Origin of the sequence: Algoriphagus sp. (assembly GCF_013373065.1) — a bacterium.
GTDB lineage: Bacteria > Bacteroidota > Bacteroidia > Cytophagales > Cyclobacteriaceae > Algoriphagus.
In genome coordinates this window covers 216,594-238,251 of record NZ_JABXIN010000011.1, presented here as the reverse complement: position 1 = coordinate 238,251, position 21,658 = coordinate 216,594, and the positions used below count along the sequence as shown (strand labels likewise).

Genomic DNA, 21,658 nt, shown 5'->3' with positions numbered 1-21,658 from the left:
GATTACATGTTTTTGGCTGCTTGTGCTACTGCTTCTCGAATCTTGTGATAGGTACCGCAGCGACAAATATTTCGATTCATCGCATTGTCAATTTCCTCCATACTTGGATTTGGGTTTTGCTTCAAAAATGCAGCTGCCTGCATAATTTGACCTCCTTGACAGTAACCGCACTGGGCTACGTCCACTTCTTCCCAAGCCTTTTGAACAGGATGATCCCCATTTTCTGAAAGTCCTTCTATAGTGGTCACTTCTGCATTTCCAACACTGGAAATCGGGGTGACGCAGGAGAAGGTTGGGTTACCATTTAAATGAACTGTGCAGGCCCCACATTGGGCAATTCCACATGAAAACTTGGTGCCAACGAGTCCCAAATGATCGCGAAGAACCCATAGCAATGGCGTATCGTCCTCTACTTCGACCTGGTGACTCTTTCCGTTTACTTTAAGATTGAAACTAGCCATGGTTCTTTTTTTTAGGTAAGTTACAAAAAATCAAAACTATGAACATGCCATTGATGGAATTGTACAAAGAATTCCATCCTAAAAGGATTTTTCATAGGGAATTTTAAAAAAATCAGGTTTAGAAGAACAATAAGGGATTTATTTTTATTGAAATACGTTTGGATGATTATTGACAGAAAAGACTGACCAATTTTAAAGTGATTCGAAAAATTATTGCACTTCCTGTGGGGCTGATCGGTGTATTGATCCTAGCAATTGTACTTTTTGTAAATCTCAACCCACAATTTGGTGGAAACCCTAGCTCAGAGCAAGTAGCTGAATTTGAAAAGCTTGATCACTTCAGAGATGGTAAATTCCAAAATCTTACTCCCACTGAGATGACGATGGGTTTTGCAAAAGCAATGAAGCTGATGCCAGAGTTTTTCAAAAATGATCCCTCCCGACGCCCTGATTTTGAAATTCCTGTCGAAAAGATAGATTCAATTGATTTAATTAAATCAGAAAAAACAAGGTTGATTTGGTTTGGACACTCTGCTTTTTTGATTCAGATGGATGGTAAAAATATTTTGCTGGATCCCATGTTTGGAGATGTCCCTGCACCCCATCCTTGGTTAGGTAACAAACGCTTTTTTGACGAACTCCCCATAGAGATTGAACAGCTACCCGAAATTGACTTGGTTTTATTTTCACATGATCATTATGACCACTTGGATTATGAATCTGTACAGCGATTGAAATCCAAGACAAGGAAATTCTTGGTTCCTCTAGGCGTAGGATCCCATTTGGAAAATTGGGATGTTCCATTTGAGAATATTGAGGAATTGGATTGGTGGGAAGAAAGAACATTCGATGGGATTTCGTATGCTTTTACCCCTAGCCGACATTTTTCAGGTAGAGGATTAACGAATCGCTTTAGTACCCTCTGGGGATCATGGGTGATTCGAAGCGATTCTGAACGGATTTATTTTAGTGGGGACAGCGGCTATGGACCTCATTTTCAAGAAATCGGTGCCAAGTACGGTCCTTTTGATTTAGCGCTTTTAGAATGCGGACAATACAATGAAAACTGGAAAGAAATACATATGATGCCCGAAGAGACTGCGCAAGCAGGTCTTGATCTCCGTGCAAAACAAGTCATGCCCATTCATTGGGGGGCTTTTCGATTAGCGATGCATTCTTGGACTGATCCTGTAGATCGTCTCTTACCAAAAGCGGAGGAATTGGATGTGCTTGTTCGGACTCCTCTTATCGGATCATTTATTCCATTGGAGTCTGACCAAGTAGAAAATTTCAAGTGGTGGATAAATCCGCATCATTGAAAATTAACTGAAACAATTAAAATATAATTATTTGATAGTCAGTGATCATAAATTCAAACTAGCTAGCAATCAGACAAAATCACCCATTATCCTTGCGAGAGTTTTAAGCATTTTTTCTAATTTGAAACTTTAATCATTGTCATTAAAACCTAATAACCTATGTCAAAGAAAATCAATGCGGCTATTGTCGGAACTGGATTTATTGGTCCTGCACACTTAGAAGCACTCCGAAGAATACCAAATATCGAAGTGGTCGGACTGGTAGAAGTCACCCAAGAACTTGCTGATGAAAAAGCGGCTTTATTAGGAATTCCCAAAGCTTATACTTTCGATGAGATGTTGAAGGACTCAGATATTGATGTGGTCCATATTTGTACCCCTAACTTTTTGCATTATCCACAGACAAAAGCAGCTTTGGAAGCCGGAAAACATGTGATTTGCGAAAAACCGCTGGCTGTAAAAATCGAAGAGGCAGAAGAATTGGTTGCTATTGCAAAAGAAAAAGGACTGGTTAACGCTGTTCATTTCAACTTGCGCTATTATCCCATGATTCGCCAAATGAAGACCATGCGTGAAAAAGGAGAATTAGGAGAAGTTTACAATGTGATGGGGTCTTATTTGCAAGATTGGTTGTTTTTGAAGACTGATTACAATTGGAGATTGGAACCGGATAAATCAGGTGACTCAAGAGCCATTGCCGATATTGGTTCTCACTTATTAGATATTACAGAATATGTCACAGGCCTTAAGATTACTGAGGTGATGGCAGATTTTTCAACAGTGCACAAGACGCGATTGAAGCCTTTGAAAGCCATAGAAACCTATTCTGGAAAAATGTTGACCATGGATGATTACGAAGAGGTTCCGATTAATACAGAAGACCATGCTACTGTAATGCTTCGATTTGATAATGGCTCCAAAGGATCAATAACAGTTTCTCAGGTAAATGCAGGCCGAAAAAATCGCTTGAATATTGAGATTGCCGGATCCAAATCAAATTTTGAATTCAATTCAGAAAAGCCTAATGAACTTTGGATTGGAAAGCGTGAAACTGCAAACGGTCAATTGATGAAAGACCCATCTTTGTTTCATGCGGAGGCTTCTGCACTGATTAGTTTCCCAGGTGGCCACAATGAAGGATTTCCGGATACTTCTAAACAAATGTTTAAAGAAGTATATGCAGCTGTCAGAGAAGGTAAACAACCTGAAAAACCTACTTTCCCAACCTTTGCAGATGGCCTTCGTGAGTTGATTATCGGTGAGCGGATCATTGAAAGCAATAAGAAACAAGCTTGGGTTAAAGTCTAAGTTCTAGGTGAGCGGGAAGTAAATGGAGATTGCTTCCCGCTAACCTTTTCTATTATTTTTCAGTTTGAATAAATATTCTAATTATTAACCCTTTTCATTCCCCAACTTAAACATCATGAAAAAATTAAAAACACTCTTTTTTCTTGCATTCACCCTTGGTGTCTTTGGTTTCTCTGCTTTAGCTCAGGAAAAAGCAAGCCCAGCCCGAACCGCTGAAGGTTCTATTGGCGATGCAACTATTACGATCAGTTATTCCTCACCTGCTGTAAAAGGCAGAATGATTTGGGGAGATTTGGTTCCGCTAGGACAGGTTTGGAGAGCTGGTGCCAATGAAGCAACCACCTTTACTACGGACAAGGATATTTTGGTTGAAGGTCAAAAACTTCCTGCAGGTACTTACAGCTTTTTTATTATCCCAGGAGAATATGAGTCTACCTTTATATTCAATAAAGTAGCCAAACAGTGGGGAGCTTTCAATTATGATTCTGCTGAAGACGTTTTGCGCGTCAATGTTCCTTCTCAACAAACATCCTCATTGGAGGAACGCTTGGTTTATGAAGTGAAACAGGATCGATTTGAGATTCGCTGGGAATATGGAAAAGCAGAAGCTAAATTAGGACCAGCCCAATAAATAGTTATTAAATGACTTGAGAGCCATCGGGAAAATCCTGATGGCTTTTTATTTTTGTACCCACATGACTGCTTTCGATTTCCAGGCTTTTGACCTTCCAGTTTCTGAAATAATTCCCGAAGTAAGAGAAACACTATCCCGAACAAACTCCTTGATTATTCAGGCACCTCCTGGTGCAGGGAAAAGTACGCTTTTGCCGCTCGCATTACTTTCTGAACCTTGGCTCGCCAGTAAGAAAATCATTTTATTGGAGCCGAGACGCCTCGCTACCAAAAGTATTGCACAGCGAATGGCCAGCATGCTTGGGGAAGAATTGGGGCAAACTGTTGGCTATCGAATTCGTTTCGAATCTGCCATTTCTGAAAAAACTCGATTGGAAGTTCTTACGGAAGGCATTCTAACACGAATGCTTCACCAGGACAATGCATTAGAGGATATTGGTTTGGTAATCTTTGATGAATTCCACGAGCGAAACCTATTTTCCGAGGTTGCATTAGCCCTTTCTAGAGAAGTTCAAGATATCTTAAGATTTGATCTACGGATCCTGATCATGTCCGCTACCTTGGATACCGAGCAATTGGGAGAATTGATGAATGCACCGATTATTCAAAGTCAGGGGAAGCAATATCCAGTCGAAGTTCACTATTTGCAAGAAGCTGATGAATTTTCCATTGGAGAGGATACAGCAAGACAGGTAATTCCACTCACCAAAAAGCATGAAGGTGATTTTTTGGTTTTTTTACCGGGGCAAAATGAAATAAAAAAGGCACTAGAAATCTTGCGAAGGACTCTTCCAGAAGATGTGGTACTTCCGCTTTACGGACAGCTTTCCCCCTCAGAACAGCAACGAGCGATTTTTCCTCATCCATCAGGAAAACGAAAAATCGTCCTAGCCACAGACATTGCAGAAACGTCCCTCACCATTGAAGGGGTACGTGTGGTAGTTGATTCGGGATTTGCAAAATCAAATCGATTTGATCCAAGAACAGGGCTTTCACGCTTAGTTTTACATCGAATCAGTCAAGATTCGGCAGATCAGCGTAGTGGACGAGCAGGGCGGTTGACGGCAGGAAATTCCTACCGTTTATGGACCAAAGCTACCCAAGCAAAGCTATCCCCCTTCCGAAATCCTGAAATTCTAGAGGCAGACTTAACTTCAATGGTATTGGATATGAAGGTTTGGGGTAAGGATGATATTCGGAGCATGCTGTGGTTTACTCCTCCTCCTGTGGGGACTTTAAAACTATCCGAAAAGTCTCTGGAAGAATTGGGCGCATTAGAGGAAGGAATACTTACCTCGCATGGAAAAGAAATGCATCAACTTCCTGTGCATCCTCGTATCGCCCATATGCTTCTGTATGCCAAAAAAGAAGATCAACTGGCATTGGCAACAGATATTGCTGCAATTTTAGAAGAACGGGATCCCTTAGGCTCAGATGCAGGTGTTGATTTAAATTTACGCATTGAAGCACTTCGGAAATTTCGAGATCGTGGAGTCGGTATTCCCCGAATCAAGAAAATAGAAAAAGTGGCCAATCAATACCGAAAACTTTTTGGAATTAAGGCTGAAAATCAAGCTGTAGATCCTTGGATTACAGGCCTTTTATTAGCTTTTGCATATCCAGAACGAATAGCTGCTGCAAGACCTGGAAATAATGCTCAATTTCAGTTGTCTAATGGGAAAATAGCTCAAATCAGTCATAGAGATGAGTTGGCGCATGAATCGTGGCTAGCAGTTGCTCATGTGGATGCTCGTGAGGGAATGGGTAAAATTTGGTTGGCGGCACCTCTTAACCCCAAAGATTTAATGCCATTACTTCAAACTAAAGAAGTGTTGACATGGGATCGAAAGAAAGGCGGACTACTTGCTCATTCAGAAATAAGAATAGGAGCAATTTTATTGGGTTCTCGCCCGCTTTCCTCTATTCCAAAGGAAAAAGCAGCGGATGTGATTTTGGAAGCCATTCAAAACGAGGGAGAAATTTTATTGGATTGGAATGAAGATGTTCAGCAATTGATTTTCCGGATTCAATCCTTGAGAAAATGGAATCCTTCACAAAATTGGCCCGATTGGTCAATTAATTCTTTGTATCAAAATGCCAAGACTTGGTTAGCTCCTTATGTCATTAATGTGTCTAAAAATGAAGATTTGAAGAAGTTGGACCTGGTTCAAATTTTAACTCATCACCTGGACTTTGAGCAACAACAATTGCTCGCTCAATTGGCACCAGAACGGATTTCTGTTCCATCGGGAGGAACGGTTAAAATTAAGTACCGGCCGGAAGGAGAAGCCCCTATCCTATCAGTTCGATTGCAGGAATTGTTTGGATTATTAGATACTCCCAAAATTAATCAGGGGAAAATCCCTTTACTTATTGAAATGCTATCTCCAGGATTTAAGCCGGTTCAGGTTACTCAAGACTTGGCAAGCTTCTGGTCGAATGGCTATTTCGAAGTCAAAAAAGAATTGAAAAGGCGTTATCCTAAACATTATTGGCCAGAAAATCCTTTGGAAGCTGAAGCGACCCGTGGAGTAAAAAAGCGAAATCCTTAAACAGATAAATGGTCAAGGTAATTCAAAAGCTGAAGGAACGAAGCAATTGTAAATGGAGTCATTCCCTGCTCCTTGATTTCTTTGAGGTATATCTTCCTTAATTCAGGATAATCTTCAGGTTTATACAATTTTGCCAATGTTACTCCCCGAAAGGCAAAGTATACAAAGTTTTGAGTTTGGAAAACCCGATCTTTTCTTGCTGCAAAAGCCTGCTCTAACTTTTTGGGATTTATCATTTCATCTAACCAATGAAATCCATGAGTTACAAAGAAACTCTCCGAAGCCATTAGTGCATCCCCCAATTCCGAGTTTGTATGCAACTCAAACCTTGAAGGGATTTGATTTCCGATTTTATTGGCTTTCTGAATCAATGTAATTGATCGTTCGGCATAATCACTGAGTGTGGGCAAAAAACGATGAATTATCTCTTCGACTCGGTCAATCCGTACTCCCAAATTATACTCTAAATAGCTTACTTCTGGATACTCACTATAATGAATAAAAATAACTTGTTTGCCATGAGGGAAATCCTTGAAAAACATCAAGTGACTAGGGTGAAAATCAAATCCGAATTCCCCCAAAAACTGACTATGAAGCTCAAGTACATCTAATTCCCTCATACTTTTATTAAACTCCATCCGAATCTAATTGTTGTATCCTGTCAAGAAAATAATTCTTTCATTTCCAGCAACATAGGTTCAACTTCAGATTTTTTTATTTCCAGACTTCCCTCATCCTCCGGATTATGCAAATAATGGTTCCAGTGTTTTTCAGCTTTTCGAATAGTCCGAGGTGAAATTTCGAATTCAATCTGATCCAAATAATCCTTTGCGAGGTTTGATGCTTTAAAATTTCCGAAAAGATAAATACGGAAAATGTCAACAAAACGCTGACTCAAATCAAACTCTTCTAAGATTTGGACAAATGCCCCTTGATGTAGTTTGTTCTTCCGGTCCTGAATGGCTTTGAAAATGGCGTCCAAAGCCTCTTCATTCCAAGGTGTTTTGGAAAGTGCCCGACAAGCTAAATAGGCCTTTTCCCAATCGTCATCTGCCACCAATTGGATCAATCGGTCTTTGGCTTGTTCATCTGCCTTTTTTCCCAATTTATCAGCAAAAAAATAGGCCTCCGACTCTTCGGGGTCCAGCATTTTTTGAAAAAGCTTTTCAAGTTCCTCGTTCATTTTTTCTTTTTTTGCAAATATAGCCTATACCCTTGAGTCCTCTCATGAAAATACCCAATTACCAGCCCATTCATTTTGAACAGTGGGTAATAATCGACCAAAGAATACAAAAAGAAGGATTGGGTATCGAATATGTCCCCGAAAAACACCAATTGGAAATTTCTAAAAATCACCAACTGCTGGCAAAACTTTATCTTCCTTGGGACCATGATTGGATAAAAAATGAACTCCAAAAAATTGAAGATTTTCATTTAGCCTTGTTGGCTATTCGTGCCGGTCAAGCTTTTGCTGGGTATTTTCACCAAGACCAATTAGAAGACCACAAAGTCTTTCGGGCTTACATGGTACGGCAAAAACAGGGAAAATCTCAAATTAAGCATCTGAAGACTAAGGGTAAATCCCGCGCCGGATCGCGTATTCGACTAGCAGAGACCGCTAGATTTTTTAATGAAATAAATGAAAGGCTTCAAGATTATTCTGAAAAGTTTCCAATTAGCAGGTGGGGAATTTCTTGTAGCAAAACCCTTTGGCCCTATTTTTTCAATGCTGAAGTTTCTCCCCCATTTTCTCCAAAGCAGGAAAATGTACTTTCACTTCCTTTTCATTATCATCAAGCTTCATTTGAGGAACTTCAAAGCAGTTATTCGGCACTGTTAAATTTCCATTTATTTCTATCAGCTGAGGGGAAAGATTTTTTTCAAGAAATATCGACGACTAATTCCGAGCCCGAGGATGATGAAAATTGGTAAATAAAAAAAACTCCAGATTTCTGGAGTTTTTCGGTTAGTGGTTTTTTCGCTTAGCTATTTGATTCTTCAGAGCCTTCGAAATTTGTAGGAAACTGAGTGGATAGCATCGCAAGTGTTTCGTGCGCCATTTTAATGTTGTACTCATAAGCCAAACTCTTATAGTTGACCAAATCGACAATCGTACCAATGAAACAAAGTCCTACTGTCAAGATATATAAGATCCCTAAGCCAATTTGGCCTAGAATAAAGCGATGAAGCCCTGCAAATCCAAAGAAGCCCAAGAGCGTTAGGATTAGAATCATTTGAGCATCCTTTCGTCTTGCTCGATAAACTTGAGCAAATAAAGACGCTTGTTCATCGTCCATGTTTTTAAGTAAGCCCTGGATGTAGCCTAATTCCATTCCTTCCAGTTCGGGCAAGTGTCTTAATACATTAGCCATAATTGTGTGTTGCTTTAAGGTTGTTTATTAAATTCCAAATTCGTGAAAGAATCACCACATAGGCTAAAGCTGCTAATGGATGCATGTCCCAGGAAGCTTGAAACTCACCTCTTGCGAGTAGGTTCATGGACCTTCCCAATCCACATCCGGGGCACCAGTCGAATCCTAAATTTTCCAAAGGGCATAGTGTCAGATGTTGCGTAGCCCAAGGGTCAATCGTAAGAATCGCCAGAATGCTCCCAATCCAAAAGACAAGTTCCAATGGAAACTTTTGAAGTCTATGGATGAATGCTTTCATGTGAATGAGTGATACGAAAAGAGTGCCAGTACCGAAAATGCTTAATTATGAAGGTTTTTCCGACATTTTCTTGAAAAAATGCTAGATAAACGTACAAAAATGTGTCCGTTTATGAACGATTGATGACTGGAATTTGAATTTCAAACTGTTTCCCGAATTGCTCTTGATGTTGTAATTCCATCATTTTCCGAATGAGGGAATAATTTTTCTTAGAACCGTAATTTCTCCAACCAGATAATTTAAACATCAATTCGACAAGACTTCCGGGAAGTTTTGTTGAAGAGGGAAGCCCAAGAGCTTCACCAGCCTCTTTTCCAAGGAAAAATCCCAAAAGCAAATCCACTTGATCCCGAATTAATGGATCTGGAATATTTTCCTTGTAGAAGGCTGCAAGTGCAGTAATCAAAGCCTTACCTGCCAGGGTGGGCTTTAAATGCCTTTTCCGAATTAATCGATCCAATTCGAAAGCTTCTTTTGCATTGCTTGGCCAAAATTTAAGATCAACTCCAAGAAGGTATCCAATCCATTTCCAATATTCTAAAATCGTATTATATGTTTCGGAATCGATGGCAGTTCCCATTTTTGTCATGCCACGAAGTACAATCATGCTGAATGCTAAATTGGTACCCAACATGTCTTCTTGATTGATTGGGGCTCCAAATTCATCTGACCAATCATTGGAAAAATTGAGGATGAAATAGCGGCTGAAAGCATGTATCAATCGAACCTTTGCACAAGTTAGATAGGGCGAGGAATCTGAAATAAAACCTCCCGGTTTAAATAAATCCAAGACAAAAAGCCCCGTTTCCCCTAAGCGACTTCCAATTTCATTAACGATACGTTTGGAACGAACCAAAACCTCCGCCCCATCTCCAAAAGCATAGCAATAAGGCAAGGAATAGAATCCAAGAAGTCCCAAATAAATATCTCCTTCCTTATTAAAAAATTGCTGCCCAACTTTTAGAATTTCAGGATTTGCAAATTCTTTCGCCACGTTAAAAAAGGAAAGGTATTCCACTAATGGCTGTGGGTAATTCTTAGGAAAGGCATCGGGAATCTGAGTCCAAGTATTTATCTCCTCAGCTAAGCTGGGATTTTTTATAAGCGTAGCCACTGCAGCATCTGCAAGCGGATCTTTTCTTTTTCGAAGGGCATCGAGATGCTCCCAAGTGTAAAGCTTTAATTTTTCCACAGCATTCTAACCTTGATTTTGTAATTTGGTTACATAATTTGATTGATCAATGCGAACGAAATTCTTCCTAGTCAACCTATTCCTAGTTATTCTGATTATAAAATCTCATGGCCAAGGTACTTTTGATCTAGTGGTTGTCGATACACAAGGAAAAGGTAAAAATTTAAAATTGATACCTGGAACTGAAAGACTTTTGACTGACCGAGATGCCTATGATAATCAGCCTAATTTTATCAATGAATTTCAACTCGTGTTTTCGGCTTCAGATGAGAATGGGAACCATGATATCATCGTCTATAATTTCGAAAATCAGAAATTCACCAATCTTACAAAAACGGTGGATCGTAGTGAATATTCACCAGCAATTACCGAATGTGGTCAATTCATAGCTTCAGTTGTAGTCGAGCCAGATAATCGCCAACGGCTTTGGTTATATCCTACTAATTTTGGAGAGCCTGAGCTTCTTTATGATGACATCGAACCGGTGGGTTATTATGATTGGTATGATAACAAAGCGGCCATGTTTGTCTTGGGTGAACCCAATGAATTAATTTATGCGAAATCCCGAGGCGACATTCTCAAAATTGATCAAAATGTAGGACGATCGATTAAAAGAAGACCAAAAACGGATCAAATCACCTACCTTTCCATGGATCAAAAACAGGATTTTCCTGGTGGTTCCGCCTATAGTCTTAGAGGGTTTGATTTTAAAGATGACAATCAAATTGATTTGGGATTTGGACTTCCTGGTGCTATGGATTTTATTTGGTTGGATAAACAAGTGTTGTTAATGGGTAAAGGAAATAAAGTTTTCAGCAGAAAATGGAATGAAGACTCTTGGATCGAAATTGGAGAATTGACCATCCCTTCCCATAAAAATATATCCCGAATGGCATACAGTGCGGATTTAAATGTTTTAGTGGCTGTTATGGAAAGAAAAAACAATAATTAAGAATGATAAAGAATAAAGTAAGCCTGCTTATTGCAGCAGGTCTGTTAATGACAAATCAGTTGATGGCTCAGATTGAAGATAAAAAAGGAATTGTTGAAAAAGGTGCTGAATTAGTGAAGGTTCAGGATGGTTTTTCATTTACTGAAGGCCCTGCGGTCAGTCGGGTTGGAGACGTGTATTTTACAGACCAGCCTAATAATCGGATTTTACATTGGAATGCAATCTCAGGAGAAATATCTGTATTTAAGGAAAATGCAGGAAGATCTAATGGGATGTATTTTAAACTGGATGGAACCTTAATTTCCTGTGCAGATGAAGAAAATCAATTGTGGGCAATTGATACAAAAGGAAATGAAACCGTTTTGGTGAAGAATTTTCGCGGAAATAAGTTAAATGGACCCAATGATGTGTGGGTCAGACCTAAAGGAGGAATGTACTTTACCGATCCGCTTTACGCTCGTCCCTATTGGGAAGGAATTCGAAGCTCAGAGATGGAGCAAGATGGAGAACATGTCTATTTTCTCTCCGAAGATGGTTCCGAATTTTTCCGGGTTGCTGAGGATTTTGTAAAGCCCAATGGACTTGTCGGAACACCTGATGGTAAATACCTCTATGTTGCTGATATCGGAGATAGCAAAACCTATCGTTATGAAATACGAGATGATGGCTACTTAATCAACAAGGAATTGTTTTGTGAAATGGGATCTGATGGAATGACCATTGACAACCGAGGCAATGTCTACTTAACTGGTGATGGAGTAACGGTTTTCAGCTCCAAAGGAGAAAAAATCGCTCATATCCCTGTTCCGGCCAAATGGACCGCAAATGTGACATTTGCTTCACTAGACCGAAAAACACTATTCATTACCGCTATGGACGCGGTATATACTTTGCAAATGAAGGTTCGAGGTGTTTGGTAAAAAACGATCTTAAAAAGAGGCTGTCTCAAAAGTCAGTTTTTGTCAGGCTGAGCACCTGCTTTCCCGCAAGGAAAGTAAATTAAAGCCTATTTTAGGTTGATTTATTAACGTTTCGACTCCGCTCAACGTAACTAAGGGTATTTAAGAGACAGTCTCTTTTTATTTTAGCAATTTTCTCCCTCAAAATCGCAGGTATCCCCATCTTCCCCTTCTTGGATAAGATGAGTAGGTTGACTTGCTGAAAAATCCAACCAGGCCTTATTCAAGGTTTCATCAAAAACTTCATCTGGTTGGGCGCCAGAAATGGCATATTTCCTATCAAAAACAAAAAAAGGAACACCCCGAACCCCAATCAATCGAGCTTCATAAATATCTTGTTCAACCTCATTAGTAAATTGCTCAGAAGTCAAGGCATTTTCTATGGATTCTGAATCCAAACCTATTTCTTGACCTAGCTTTTTCAAAGTTTCGGTATCATCCACATTCAATCCATCCGAAAAATAGGCTTTCAAAAGCCGTTCTTTCATTTCACTTCCTTTTCCAAGTGCTTTGGCTAAATGAATCAATTGATGGGCTCGAAAGGTGTTGGCTACTTTGGCTTTTTCAAAATTAAAATCTAATCCTTGCTCCTTTCCCATCGAAGCTACCTGTGCACTTATTCCTTGGGCTTGTTCAAAGGTCCATCCTTTGGAATTCGCTAAATGCTCCAAGCTGTTGATTTCCGGATTCGTTTTTTCATCTGGATTGAGTTGAAAGCTTTTCCACTCAATTTCAATTTGATGCTTAAATGGAACTTTTTCCAAAGCTTTCTCCAATTTTCGTTTTCCGATGTAACAAAAAGGACAAACTACATCTGACCAGATTTCGATTTTCATAGACTTTTGCTTTACTTAAGGGAGAAAACCCAAGACCATCAAAAGAGTTCACTCAAAGTTTGAAAACTAAAGAATGCCCTTCCTGTGCCATGGAAATCGATGCAAAAGCACAGATTTGCCCCATTTGCAAATACGAATTTCCCAAACGATCCCCTTGGATAACTTGGTTGGCTATTCTTCTACTTATCATTTGGATTTTGACCTATATTCTCTGACCCAACCCCTATGAAAAAACGATCTTTCTTAAAATCATTGGCCGGATTAGGCTTAGGTTCACTAGCCTCTTTTGGAGCCCAAAGCCCCGCCTTTTCTTTTGATCAATTGGATTTTGAAGCTCCAGACATTTGGGAGCAAATCCGAAAAGGCTATAAACTCAAGCCAGATTATATCAATCTCGAGAACGGCTATTATTGCTTTCTTCCACAAGAAACGCTGGAAAAATACATAGAACATATTCGGGAGGTGAATTACCAAGGATCCTATTATATGCGAACGGTTCAATGGGATAATAAGGCAAAATCCGCCGCTAAGTTGGCGGAATTGGTAGGAGCCGATCCAGAGGAAGTGGCAATTACAAGAAATACTACAGAATCCCTGGATTTGATCATTTCAGGATTTCCCTGGGAGCGTGGTGATGAGGCCATTATGTCCAATCAGGACTATGGTAGTATGTTGACGATGTTTGAATTAGCTCATCGTCGATATGGAGTCCATCTCAAAAGGATTGATATTCCGATGCATCCGCAATCAGATGAGGAAATTGTTAAGGTGTATGAAAAGGCCATTTCCAGTAAAACAAAGCTGATAATGGTTCCGCATATTGTAAATATTACTGGGCATATTCTTCCAATTCGAAAAATATGTGACATGGCTCATCGTCATGGTGTGGAAGTCATGGTAGATGGTGCACATGCTGTAGGACATTTTACCTTTTCTATGAAGGATCTGGATTGCGACTATTATGGATCCAGCCTACATAAATGGTTAAGCGTACCCTTAGGGGCAGGGCTCTTATTTGTAAAGAAGGGGAAAGCTGACAAAATAAGACCTTTACTTGCCCCCTATCAATTAGATCGTCCGGGAATATTGAATCTTAATCACACAGGGACTCACCCTGTTGCCACTGACTTGGCAGTGCTGAATGCCATAGAATTTCAGGAAAAGATAGGATCAAAACGAAAAGAAGATCGGCTTCGATTTATTCAACGCTATTGGTCAGATCAGGTGAGGAATCTGGAAAATATTCAAATAAACACCCCTGTAGAGCCTCATCGATCCTGTGCTATTGCCAATGTAGGGATACCTTCTATGAAACCAGCTGAATTGGCTAAGCGGTTGATGGGTGAATTTAAAGTTTATACGGTTGCCATCGATGGCGCAGGAGTTCAAGGATGCCGGATTACACCAAATATTTACACGAGCATTGAAGAATTGGACCAATTCGTCTTAGCACTCAAAAAGTTGTCTGGAAACGCCTAACTGAAACAATATTTAATTCTATCAAACTTTAAATTACAGAATAAAAAACCTTTAGCTTGAGTCTAAATCAAGTATTGGCCTTTATTTCAAGATTTTTATAAAAATTATCTTGGATAATGATTTCCAAGACCACAACTTTATGACCTCAAATGAAAACCTTTAACAACATAACACTTTCTAACCGCCCAACTGGTATGCTGGTTGAGGTAGCAAAAGTTATTGTTGATTTTTCCCCAGTAAGGAGGCGAAGGTATTTTTTCAGGGTTTGACCCTGTACTTTATTTCATTTCCCCATGCGGGAAATCCATCTATTAATTCCCTTTCTTTAATTCAATCCTTGCCAATTGGCAGTTAATTTCTCCAACTCATATGGAAGAAATCACCTTTAAAATCATCGTGGCTGATGCAAGTCACAAATCATTCGCTCAGGAAGTGACAGAGGAAATGGCTAATTCCGCCAAGGCCAGAGGAACTGGTATTGCAAAGCGAAGCATTGAATATGTCGAAACCAAAATGGAAGAAGGCAAAGCAGTAATTGCTTTGACCGGTGATGGTCGTTGGGCGGGCTTCTGCTATATCGAAGCTTGGGGGCATGGAAAGTATGTTGCCAATTCAGGATTAATTGTGTCTCCTGAATTCCGTAAGTATGGCCTAGCTCGAAAGATCAAACAGGAGATTTTCAAACTAAGTCGAGCGAAGTATCCAGATTCCAAAATCTTTGGATTGACAACTGGACCGGCAGTCATGAAAATCAATTCAGAATTAGGCTATATCCCGGTTTCTTATGCCGATTTAACGGATGACAATGAATTCTGGAAAGGATGTCAGAGTTGTGTGAATTATGAAATTCTGATGTCAAAAAACAGACAAAACTGCTTGTGTACTGCTATGCTGTATGATCCCAATGCGCCCAAAAATAAGCTAGCAGAAATGGCCTTGCGTAAAGATTTTGAGAAGAGAATCAAGTTATTTGATCGTTGGGTACGCCTGAAAAAGTATGTCTTTTTGAAGCTTTCGAAGTCTAAGAAATCTGTACAGAGTATATTTATTTAATCAATAAAGAATCCCCTATCATGAAAAAAGTCGTTTTAGCCTATAGTGGTGGTTTGGACACTACCTTTTGTGCCTTGCATCTATCCAAAGATCTAGGTTATGAAGTACATGCTGTCCTCGTGAATACCGGAGGCTTTTCTGATGATGAATTAAAAAACATCGAGAGTCGGGCTAAAAGTCTTGGAATTGCCTCATTTACAATCTTGGATGTGGTTGAGACCTATTATCAGGAAGTCATTAAGTATTTGATTTTTGGGAATGTCCTAAAAAATGCAACCTACCCCCTTTCTGTTTCCGCAGAGCGGATTTTACAAGCCAAATCCCTAGCCGATTATGCGAAATCCATAGGAGCAAAAGCTGTAGCACATGGTTCTACAGGTGCTGGTAACGATCAGGTTCGATTTGATATGATATTTCAAACTATCATTCCGGATATTGAGATCATCACTCCTATTCGGGATTTGAAATTGTCAAGACAGGAAGAAATTGAATACCTCAAAAAACATGGGGTAAGTATGAATTTTGAGAAGGCAGCCTATTCTATCAACAAAGGAATTTGGGGTACTTCTGTTGGAGGAAAGGAAACATTGACGTCTTCCGATTACCTTCCAGAAGAAGCATGGCCTACTCAAGTAACTGAAAAAGAGCCAAAAGAAGTAAAATTGACTTTTGTTCAAGGAGAGTTGAAAGGGGTTAACGGAGAAATGTATGCCAGTCCAGTTGATGCTATTCAAAAGCTTCAATCTTTAGCAGCTCCATTTGGGATTGGACGTGATATTCATGTTGGAGATACGATTATTGGAATCAAGGGGCGGGTTGGTTTTGAAGCAGCGGCTCCCATCATCATAATCAAAGGGCACCAATTACTTGAAAAGCACACTTTAACGAAGTGGCAAGCCTTCTGGAAAAACCAATTGGGAGAATTTTATGGAAATCATTTGCATGAGGGACATTATTTAGACCCAGTAATGCGAAACCTAGAAGCATTTTTAGCTTCAACTCAAGAATTTGTCAGCGGAGATGTTTTTGTACGTTTGGAAGAGAAGCGATTCACCTTGTTGGGAATTTCTTCCTCACATGACTTAATGGCCTCCAAATTTGGTAGCTATGGAGAAATGAACAAAGGTTATACTGCTGAAGATGTGAAAGGATTTACCCGAATTCTAGGAAATCAAACTTCCATTTTCCATCAAGTCAATTATCATGAATAAAATAAAAACGGCGATTATTGGAGCAGCAGGATACACAGGTGGGGAATTGATTCGTTTATTGGTTCATCATCCCAACTGTGAATTAGTTTATATTCATTCCAATAGTCAAAAAGGAAAATCGGTAACCGCTGTTCACCCGGATTTGATCGGGGATTGTGATCTTGTATTTACCGACCAAGTAGAGACTGATGGATTGGATTCAGTATTTTTAGGTTTACCACATGGTCAAACGAAGGCCTTTTTGGAAGAAAATCCTTTTCCTGAATCAACCGTCATTATTGATTTATCGACTGATTTTAGGGATGAATCTCATGGATTCGTCTATGGCTTGCCGGAGGTAAATAAGACAAAAATTAAGTCCTCAAGACGGATCGCAAATCCAGGATGTTTTGCCACAGGAATACAATTGGCTTTAGCTCCTGCAATAGCAAAAGGATGGGTGAAAGACTCTATTCACATTTCAGGAATTACCGGAAGTACAGGTGCCGGTAAAAAATTGGCGGAAACCTCTCATTTTAGCTATAGAAACAATAATATCTCTGTTTACAAGCTGTTTACACACCAGCATTTAAAAGAAATCAAACAGACTTTTGGACAGATTCAGCCAGGGTTTGATGAGAAATTATTATTTGTCCCCTATCGTGGGAATTTCACAAGAGGGATCTGGATTACTGCTTATTTCCCTTTTGAAGGAAACTTGGAGGAGGCCGAGAAGATTTACAGGGAGTTCTATCAAAATACTCCATTTACACATGTTACCACTGAAAATCTAGATTTAAAGCAGGCTGTCAATACCAACAAGTGCTTGATTCAAGTTCAAAAAGAAGGAGGACAACTCGTCATTTATTCAGCTATTGACAACCTCTTGAAAGGCGCATCTGGTCAAGCTGTCCAAAATTTCAACCTTGCTTTCGGATTGGATGAACGAACAGGTTTAAATTTGAAAAGCATTGCTTTTTAAGCAGTAGAATTGGTATTGAATCCTTAAAAAAGCTTACTCTTGAATCTTCCCGTCACTGGAAAGCTTCCATTAAAACAGAAGAAATGAATTTATTTGATGTATATCCCTTGATCCCTGTCACCATTGAAAAAGCCTTAGGCGCAAAACTCTGGGATGATAAGGGGCAGGAGTATTTGGACTTATATGGTGGTCATGCGGTTATTTCGATTGGACATACGCACCCTCATTATGTGAAGAGGATCAAGGATCAATTAGATGCTATCGCTTTTTACTCTAATTCAGTCCAAATTCCTATTCAGAAAGCCTATGCGTCCAAATTGGGGGAGCTCTGCGGTTTACCCGATTATCAACTATTTCTATGTAATTCGGGTGCAGAAGCTAATGAAAATGCTATCAAATTAGCCTCTTTTGCAAGTGGAAAGCCCGGAATGATCGCATTTAGTGGCTCATTCCACGGTCGGACTTCCGGAGCTGTAGCATTGACCGATAACCCCAAAATTGTAGCTCCCTGCAACGCAAGAGAAGATTTTCAAATTCTTCCATTTGGAGATCTAGAGCAGGTTGAAAAAGTATTGAAAACCGAGTCTATCGGAGGTGTGATTATTGAAGGAATTCAAGGGGTTGGAGGAATTCAAGTTCCAGATCCAGAATTTCTTCATGGTCTTTCCAGTCTTTGCAAAAAATATGGAGCCAAATTAATTCTTGATGAAGTACAGTCAGGCTTTGGACGAACGGGACGTTTTTTTGCCTTTCAATGGGCTGAAGGATTGAAACCCGATTTGATTACCATGGCCAAAGGAATGGGAAATGGTTTTCCAATTGGAGGCTTGCTGATTTCTCCAGAATTTGAAGCTAGTTATGGACTATTGGGCACTACTTTTGGCGGAAATCATTTGGCATGTGCTGCTGGAATAGCTGTTTTAGAAGTGTTGGAAGCTGAAAATCTACAGCAAAAAGCCCTAGATCTAGGAGAGCAACTGATTGAGGAAATAAAGACCATTCCCCAGGTTCAAGAAGTAAGAGGAAAAGGACTCATGATAGGAATAGATTTGGATCGAGAAGCCGCTTCTGTTCGTTCTGAATTGGTATCCAAATACAAAATTTTTACTGGCTCTGCATCAAAAAAACAAACGATTCGTTTGCTTCCGCCCTTGTCTGTTGAATGGAATCAATTAAATTCGTTTTTAACCGCCATTAAAGAAATTTTAGCCTGATTGGCTATAGCAACGATGAAACAATTTACTCAATTTGAATCCCGTGAATTAGGACAAGAGCTTATTGATTTAGCACTTCAGTATAAGTTTAATCCACGGATAGATGGTCAAAAAGGGAGTGGAAAGCGAATAGGCTGTGTATTTCTCAATCCATCCCTCCGAACTCGAGTAAGTACGCAAATAGCTGCCCAAAACCTTGGAATGGATGCCATAGTCTTGAATATGGACAAGGAAGGATGGGCCTTGGAAATGCAGGACGGAGCCATCATGAATAAAGGAACGGTGGAGCATATTAAAGATGCAGCAGGCGTTTTGGGAAGTTTTTTTGATGTTTTGGCAATCCGTGCTTTCCCTACCCTTACCCAGCAGCAAGAAGATCTCAGTGATTTTGTAATTAACCAATTTATAAAATACGCGGGGATCCCTGTGGTAAGTTTGGAATCAGCCATACGCCATCCTCTCCAAAGTTTGGCGGATATGATTAGTATCCAAGAACATCAACCTGAAGATTATAAGCCCAAAGTGGTATTAACATGGGCTCCTCATATCAAAGCAATTCCTCATGCAGTAGCCAATAGCTTTGCAGAATGGTCCCTTGGCATGGGGTATGATTTAACCATCACACATCCAGAAGGATATGAATTGGATGAGCGTTTTACAAATGGAGCTAGATTAGAATATGATCAAAGTAAGGCGCTAGAAGGTGCTGATTTTGTGTACGTTAAGAATTGGTCATCTTTTAACGAGTATGGAAAAATTCTATCCACCGATCCCAATTGGATGTTGACTCAAAAGCACCTTCAGCATGGTCCTAATGCCAAAGTAATGCACTGTTTGCCTGTTCGAAGAAATCTGGAATTATCGGATGAAATATTGGATAGTGATCGGTCCTTGGTACAGATTCAGGCTAAAAATAGAATTTTCGCGGCTCAGGCTGTCTTGAGCAAAATAATTGAATAACCCTGCTGCCCCCTGTCCTATGAAAATATCTATAATAAAAATCGGAGGAAATGTAATTGACGACCCTGAAAAGTTGGAAGAATTTCTTCATCAATTCGCAAAATTTCCGGGTTTTAAGATTCTTGTTCATGGAGGTGGTGTGATGGCATCACGCTTTGGTGAATCCTTGGGTGTTATGCCTGAGATGGTGGATGGAAGAAGAATAACCGACAAGGAAACCTTGGATATTGTTACCATGGTTTATGCAGGATTGATCAATAAAAACCTGGTTGCTTCCCTTCAGGCTTTAGGAGTGAACGCTATCGGAATGACAGGGGCAGATGGCAATGCAATTCGGTCAGAAAAACGCCCTTTTAAGGAAATTGACTATGGATTTGTTGGGGATGTCAAGGAAATTAATACCACACTTATCAAGCAGTTATTAGACGCTGATTTGGTACCGGTTTTCAATGCGATCACCCATGACGCCCATGGACAACTTTTGAATACAAATGCCGATAGTATTGCTTCTGCTTTGGCTACAAGTTTGGCTACCAAGCATGAGGTTAATCTTTACTTTTGCTTCAATAAAAGCGGGGTATTGGTTGATGAGCGAAATGAAAATTCCATTATTCCTTTGATTAATGAGGATATTTACGCCGAACTAAGAAAAGAAAATGTTATCCACTCCGGGATGATTCCCAAATTGGATAATGCCTTTGTAGCCCTGGAAAAAGGAGTGCATCATGTTTGGATTGGAAAAGCGGAAAATCTTTTACTATCTACCAAAGGAAAAATCTCCGGAACTGTAATTGAACGTCACCGATACGACTTATACTGATGGTTAATTACGAAGAAATCACGGGAGCTTGTATCCAACTTTTGCGTGAATTGATCAAGATTCCCTCTTTTTCCAAAAAAGAAGAAGAAACCGCAACCACCATCAGTCGATTCTTAGTAACAAATGAGGTTGATTTTGAACGGTACGGGAATAATATTGTCGCCTTTGCAAAGCCTTACGATTCAACAAAACCAAGTGTTTGGCTGAATTCGCATCATGATACGGTCAAGCCCAATAAAGCCTATACTCGAGATCCCTTTTCACCGGATATAGAAGATGGAAAACTCTATGGTTTGGGTTCAAATGATGCAGGAGGACCATTAGTTAGCCTGCTTGGGGCTTTTCTTGTTTTAAAAGACAAGCCTCTCCCCTTTAACTTGATTTTCATTGCCTCAGCAGAGGAAGAGATATCGGGAAAAAAGGGAATTGCATTGGTACTTGAGCATTTACCCGAACCAGAATTGGTACTTGTTGGAGAGCCTACTCAAATGAAAATGGCCCTTGCAGAAAAAGGCTTGATGGTATTGGATGCAGAAGTAGTTGGGAAGCCTGGCCATGCTGCAAGAAATGAAGGGATTAATGCGATCTATCTAGCCTTGGATGACCTTCAAAAGATCACAAACTTCGAATTCAAGAAAGTATCTCCTTATTTAGGAAAATCCAAGGTATCAGCAACTATCATTCAGGCAGGAAGCCAGCACAATGTGGTCCCGGACCGATGTACTTACACTTTGGATGTACGGGTGACAGATGTCTATACCTTGGAAGAAGCTTTGGAAGAATTAAAAGAGTCACTTACTGCAAAACTCACTCCTCGATCCATGCGACTTCGAAGTTCCAAAACTCCTGAAAATCACCCCATCATCAAAGCTTCTGCAAAATGTGGGATGGAAACCTTTGGAAGCCCTACCCTTTCGGACCAAGCTTTGATTCCTTATCCTTCGGTTAAAATTGGACCAGGTGATTCGGCCCGCTCCCATAGTGCCGATGAGTTTATTTATATCAGCGAAATTGAAAAGGCAATTGTGGATTACGTCCTTTTGCTTGAAAAATACGCTCAAATCAAACTAGACTAGAA

Annotated in this window: 22 protein-coding genes; 15 read left to right on the top strand and 7 right to left on the bottom strand. The window is 39.9% G+C overall.

The window, feature by feature from the left end; translation table 11 throughout:
* Window positions 1–2: 2 nt before the first annotated feature.
* The gene (locus tag HWE15_RS07940) at window positions 3–461 is read right to left on the bottom strand and encodes a (2Fe-2S)-binding protein (RefSeq protein ID WP_290506985.1); all 459 of its coding nucleotides are present in this window, start codon (window positions 459–461) and stop codon (window positions 3–5) included.
* Between the two features lie 197 nt (window positions 462–658).
* Between HWE15_RS07940 and HWE15_RS07935 the strand changes: the two genes are divergently transcribed.
* The 4 genes from HWE15_RS07935 to hrpB all read left to right on the top strand — a co-directional run bounded on the left by HWE15_RS07935 (window position 659) and on the right by hrpB (window position 6,273).
* Window positions 659–1,780 (top strand): MBL fold metallo-hydrolase, encoded by a 1,122-nt coding sequence (locus HWE15_RS07935; RefSeq protein WP_290506984.1) that lies wholly within the window; start codon window positions 659–661, stop codon window positions 1,778–1,780.
* A 159-nt stretch (window positions 1,781–1,939) separates the two neighbouring features.
* Window positions 1,940–3,088: a Gfo/Idh/MocA family oxidoreductase gene (locus HWE15_RS07930; RefSeq protein ID WP_290506983.1), complete on the top strand. Its 1,149-nt coding sequence runs from the start codon at window positions 1,940–1,942 to the stop codon at window positions 3,086–3,088.
* Window positions 3,089–3,203: 115 nt separating this feature from the next.
* Complete coding sequence (locus tag HWE15_RS07925) at window positions 3,204–3,719, top strand: DUF2911 domain-containing protein (protein ID WP_290506982.1); 516 nt, start codon at window positions 3,204–3,206, stop codon at window positions 3,717–3,719.
* Window positions 3,720–3,759: 40 nt separating this feature from the next.
* Entirely contained in the window at window positions 3,760–6,273 is a 2,514-nt protein-coding gene (gene hrpB, locus HWE15_RS07920) for an ATP-dependent helicase HrpB (protein ID WP_290506981.1), read from the top strand.
* Here the strand turns inward: hrpB and HWE15_RS07915 are convergent.
* Both HWE15_RS07915 and HWE15_RS07910 read right to left on the bottom strand, forming a co-directional pair.
* Entirely contained in the window at window positions 6,270–6,893 is a 624-nt protein-coding gene (locus HWE15_RS07915; RefSeq protein WP_290506980.1) for a hypothetical protein, read from the bottom strand. The two genes, hrpB and HWE15_RS07915, sit on opposite strands and share 4 nt — an antisense overlap.
* 41 nt (window positions 6,894–6,934) lie before the next feature.
* Window positions 6,935–7,456 carry a HEAT repeat domain-containing protein gene (locus tag HWE15_RS07910; RefSeq protein WP_290506979.1) on the bottom strand — a complete coding sequence of 174 codons (522 nt, stop codon included), beginning with the start codon at window positions 7,454–7,456 and terminating at the stop codon, window positions 6,935–6,937.
* Between the two features lie 44 nt (window positions 7,457–7,500).
* Between HWE15_RS07910 and HWE15_RS07905 the strand changes: the two genes are divergently transcribed.
* A complete protein-coding gene (locus tag HWE15_RS07905) occupies window positions 7,501–8,205 on the top strand; it encodes a hypothetical protein (protein ID WP_290506978.1) in 705 nt (234 codons plus the stop codon).
* Window positions 8,206–8,255: 50 nt separating this feature from the next.
* On the opposite strand, the gene HWE15_RS07900 is transcribed toward HWE15_RS07905, so the two are convergent.
* The 3 genes from HWE15_RS07900 to HWE15_RS07890 form a co-directional block, all read right to left on the bottom strand.
* Window positions 8,256–8,645: a TM2 domain-containing protein gene (locus tag HWE15_RS07900; RefSeq protein WP_290506977.1), complete on the bottom strand. Its 390-nt coding sequence runs from the start codon at window positions 8,643–8,645 to the stop codon at window positions 8,256–8,258.
* The gene (locus HWE15_RS07895) at window positions 8,638–8,943 is read right to left on the bottom strand and encodes a DUF2752 domain-containing protein (RefSeq protein WP_290506976.1); all 306 of its coding nucleotides are present in this window, start codon (window positions 8,941–8,943) and stop codon (window positions 8,638–8,640) included. The genes HWE15_RS07900 and HWE15_RS07895 overlap by 8 nt, the downstream gene beginning before the upstream one ends.
* A 109-nt stretch (window positions 8,944–9,052) precedes the next feature.
* The gene (locus HWE15_RS07890) at window positions 9,053–10,135 is read right to left on the bottom strand and encodes an oxygenase MpaB family protein (protein ID WP_290506975.1); all 1,083 of its coding nucleotides are present in this window, start codon (window positions 10,133–10,135) and stop codon (window positions 9,053–9,055) included.
* Window positions 10,136–10,184: 49 nt separating this feature from the next.
* Here HWE15_RS07890 and HWE15_RS07885 point away from each other — a divergent pair, with 49 nt between their 5' ends.
* Together HWE15_RS07885 and HWE15_RS07880 are read left to right on the top strand one after the other, a co-directional pair.
* Window positions 10,185–11,087: a hypothetical protein gene (locus HWE15_RS07885; protein ID WP_290506974.1), complete on the top strand. Its 903-nt coding sequence runs from the start codon at window positions 10,185–10,187 to the stop codon at window positions 11,085–11,087.
* A gap of 2 nt (window positions 11,088–11,089) precedes the next feature.
* Window positions 11,090–12,007 (top strand): SMP-30/gluconolactonase/LRE family protein, encoded by a 918-nt coding sequence (locus HWE15_RS07880; RefSeq protein WP_290506973.1) that lies wholly within the window; start codon window positions 11,090–11,092, stop codon window positions 12,005–12,007.
* Between the two features lie 164 nt (window positions 12,008–12,171).
* Here the strand turns inward: HWE15_RS07880 and HWE15_RS07875 are convergent, their stop codons facing one another.
* Complete coding sequence (locus HWE15_RS07875) at window positions 12,172–12,882, bottom strand: DsbA family oxidoreductase (RefSeq protein WP_290506972.1); 711 nt, start codon at window positions 12,880–12,882, stop codon at window positions 12,172–12,174.
* Between the two features lie 225 nt (window positions 12,883–13,107).
* Between HWE15_RS07875 and HWE15_RS07870 the strand changes: the two genes are divergently transcribed.
* The 8 genes from HWE15_RS07870 to HWE15_RS07835 all read left to right on the top strand — a co-directional run bounded on the left by HWE15_RS07870 (window position 13,108) and on the right by HWE15_RS07835 (window position 21,656).
* On the top strand, window positions 13,108–14,361 hold the full coding sequence (locus tag HWE15_RS07870; protein ID WP_290506971.1) for an aminotransferase class V-fold PLP-dependent enzyme: 1,254 nt from the start codon (window positions 13,108–13,110) through the stop codon (window positions 14,359–14,361).
* 369 nt (window positions 14,362–14,730) lie between these two features.
* Complete coding sequence (locus HWE15_RS07865; RefSeq protein WP_290506970.1) at window positions 14,731–15,414, top strand: GNAT family N-acetyltransferase; 684 nt, start codon at window positions 14,731–14,733, stop codon at window positions 15,412–15,414.
* A 20-nt stretch (window positions 15,415–15,434) separates the two neighbouring features.
* On the top strand, window positions 15,435–16,625 hold the full coding sequence (locus HWE15_RS07860) for an argininosuccinate synthase domain-containing protein (protein ID WP_290506969.1): 1,191 nt from the start codon (window positions 15,435–15,437) through the stop codon (window positions 16,623–16,625).
* Window positions 16,618–17,586, top strand: a complete 969-nt coding sequence (gene argC / locus HWE15_RS07855; RefSeq protein WP_290506968.1) for an N-acetyl-gamma-glutamyl-phosphate reductase — start codon at window positions 16,618–16,620, stop codon at window positions 17,584–17,586. Before HWE15_RS07860 ends, argC begins: the two co-directional genes overlap by 8 nt.
* Window positions 17,587–17,669: 83 nt before the next feature.
* The gene (locus tag HWE15_RS07850; RefSeq protein ID WP_290506967.1) at window positions 17,670–18,800 is read left to right on the top strand and encodes an aminotransferase class III-fold pyridoxal phosphate-dependent enzyme; all 1,131 of its coding nucleotides are present in this window, start codon (window positions 17,670–17,672) and stop codon (window positions 18,798–18,800) included.
* Window positions 18,801–18,815: 15 nt separating this feature from the next.
* Window positions 18,816–19,760: an acetylornithine carbamoyltransferase gene (locus HWE15_RS07845; RefSeq protein WP_290506966.1), complete on the top strand. Its 945-nt coding sequence runs from the start codon at window positions 18,816–18,818 to the stop codon at window positions 19,758–19,760.
* 19 nt (window positions 19,761–19,779) lie between these two features.
* Window positions 19,780–20,580, top strand: a complete 801-nt coding sequence (gene argB, locus HWE15_RS07840) for an acetylglutamate kinase (protein WP_290506965.1) — start codon at window positions 19,780–19,782, stop codon at window positions 20,578–20,580.
* The gene (locus HWE15_RS07835; RefSeq protein ID WP_290506964.1) at window positions 20,580–21,656 is read left to right on the top strand and encodes a M20/M25/M40 family metallo-hydrolase; all 1,077 of its coding nucleotides are present in this window, start codon (window positions 20,580–20,582) and stop codon (window positions 21,654–21,656) included. Before argB ends, HWE15_RS07835 begins: the two co-directional genes overlap by 1 nt.
* Window positions 21,657–21,658: the final 2 nt, after the last annotated feature.

Bases quoted from the DNA above. Each gene is read 5' to 3' on its own strand.
- HWE15_RS07870 (WP_290506971.1), top strand. From the start codon at position 13,108: ATGAAAAAACGATCTTTCTTAAAATCATTGGCCGGATTAGGCTTAGGT.
- HWE15_RS07910 (WP_290506979.1), bottom strand. From the start codon at position 7,456: ATGAACGAGGAACTTGAAAAGCTTTTTCAAAAAATGCTGGACCCCGAA.
- HWE15_RS07845 (WP_290506966.1), top strand. From the start codon at position 18,816: ATGAAACAATTTACTCAATTTGAATCCCGTGAATTAGGACAAGAGCTT.
- HWE15_RS07900 (WP_290506977.1), bottom strand. From the start codon at position 8,645: ATGGCTAATGTATTAAGACACTTGCCCGAACTGGAAGGAATGGAATTA.
- HWE15_RS07860 (WP_290506969.1), top strand. From the start codon at position 15,435: ATGAAAAAAGTCGTTTTAGCCTATAGTGGTGGTTTGGACACTACCTTT.
- HWE15_RS07850 (WP_290506967.1), top strand. From the start codon at position 17,670: ATGAATTTATTTGATGTATATCCCTTGATCCCTGTCACCATTGAAAAA.
- HWE15_RS07835 (WP_290506964.1), top strand. From the start codon at position 20,580: ATGGTTAATTACGAAGAAATCACGGGAGCTTGTATCCAACTTTTGCGT.
- HWE15_RS07930 (WP_290506983.1), top strand. From the start codon at position 1,940: ATGTCAAAGAAAATCAATGCGGCTATTGTCGGAACTGGATTTATTGGT.
- HWE15_RS07865 (WP_290506970.1), top strand. From the start codon at position 14,731: ATGGAAGAAATCACCTTTAAAATCATCGTGGCTGATGCAAGTCACAAA.
- HWE15_RS07940 (WP_290506985.1), bottom strand. From the start codon at position 461: ATGGCTAGTTTCAATCTTAAAGTAAACGGAAAGAGTCACCAGGTCGAA.
- HWE15_RS07895 (WP_290506976.1), bottom strand. From the start codon at position 8,943: ATGAAAGCATTCATCCATAGACTTCAAAAGTTTCCATTGGAACTTGTC.
- HWE15_RS07875 (WP_290506972.1), bottom strand. From the start codon at position 12,882: ATGAAAATCGAAATCTGGTCAGATGTAGTTTGTCCTTTTTGTTACATC.
- HWE15_RS07880 (WP_290506973.1), top strand. From the start codon at position 11,090: ATGATAAAGAATAAAGTAAGCCTGCTTATTGCAGCAGGTCTGTTAATG.
- HWE15_RS07885 (WP_290506974.1), top strand. From the start codon at position 10,185: ATGCGAACGAAATTCTTCCTAGTCAACCTATTCCTAGTTATTCTGATT.
- hrpB (WP_290506981.1), top strand. From the start codon at position 3,760: ATGGCTTTTTATTTTTGTACCCACATGACTGCTTTCGATTTCCAGGCT.
- HWE15_RS07905 (WP_290506978.1), top strand. From the start codon at position 7,501: ATGAAAATACCCAATTACCAGCCCATTCATTTTGAACAGTGGGTAATA.
- argB (WP_290506965.1), top strand. From the start codon at position 19,780: ATGAAAATATCTATAATAAAAATCGGAGGAAATGTAATTGACGACCCT.
- argC (WP_290506968.1), top strand. From the start codon at position 16,618: ATGAATAAAATAAAAACGGCGATTATTGGAGCAGCAGGATACACAGGT.
- HWE15_RS07925 (WP_290506982.1), top strand. From the start codon at position 3,204: ATGAAAAAATTAAAAACACTCTTTTTTCTTGCATTCACCCTTGGTGTC.
- HWE15_RS07915 (WP_290506980.1), bottom strand. From the start codon at position 6,893: ATGAGGGAATTAGATGTACTTGAGCTTCATAGTCAGTTTTTGGGGGAA.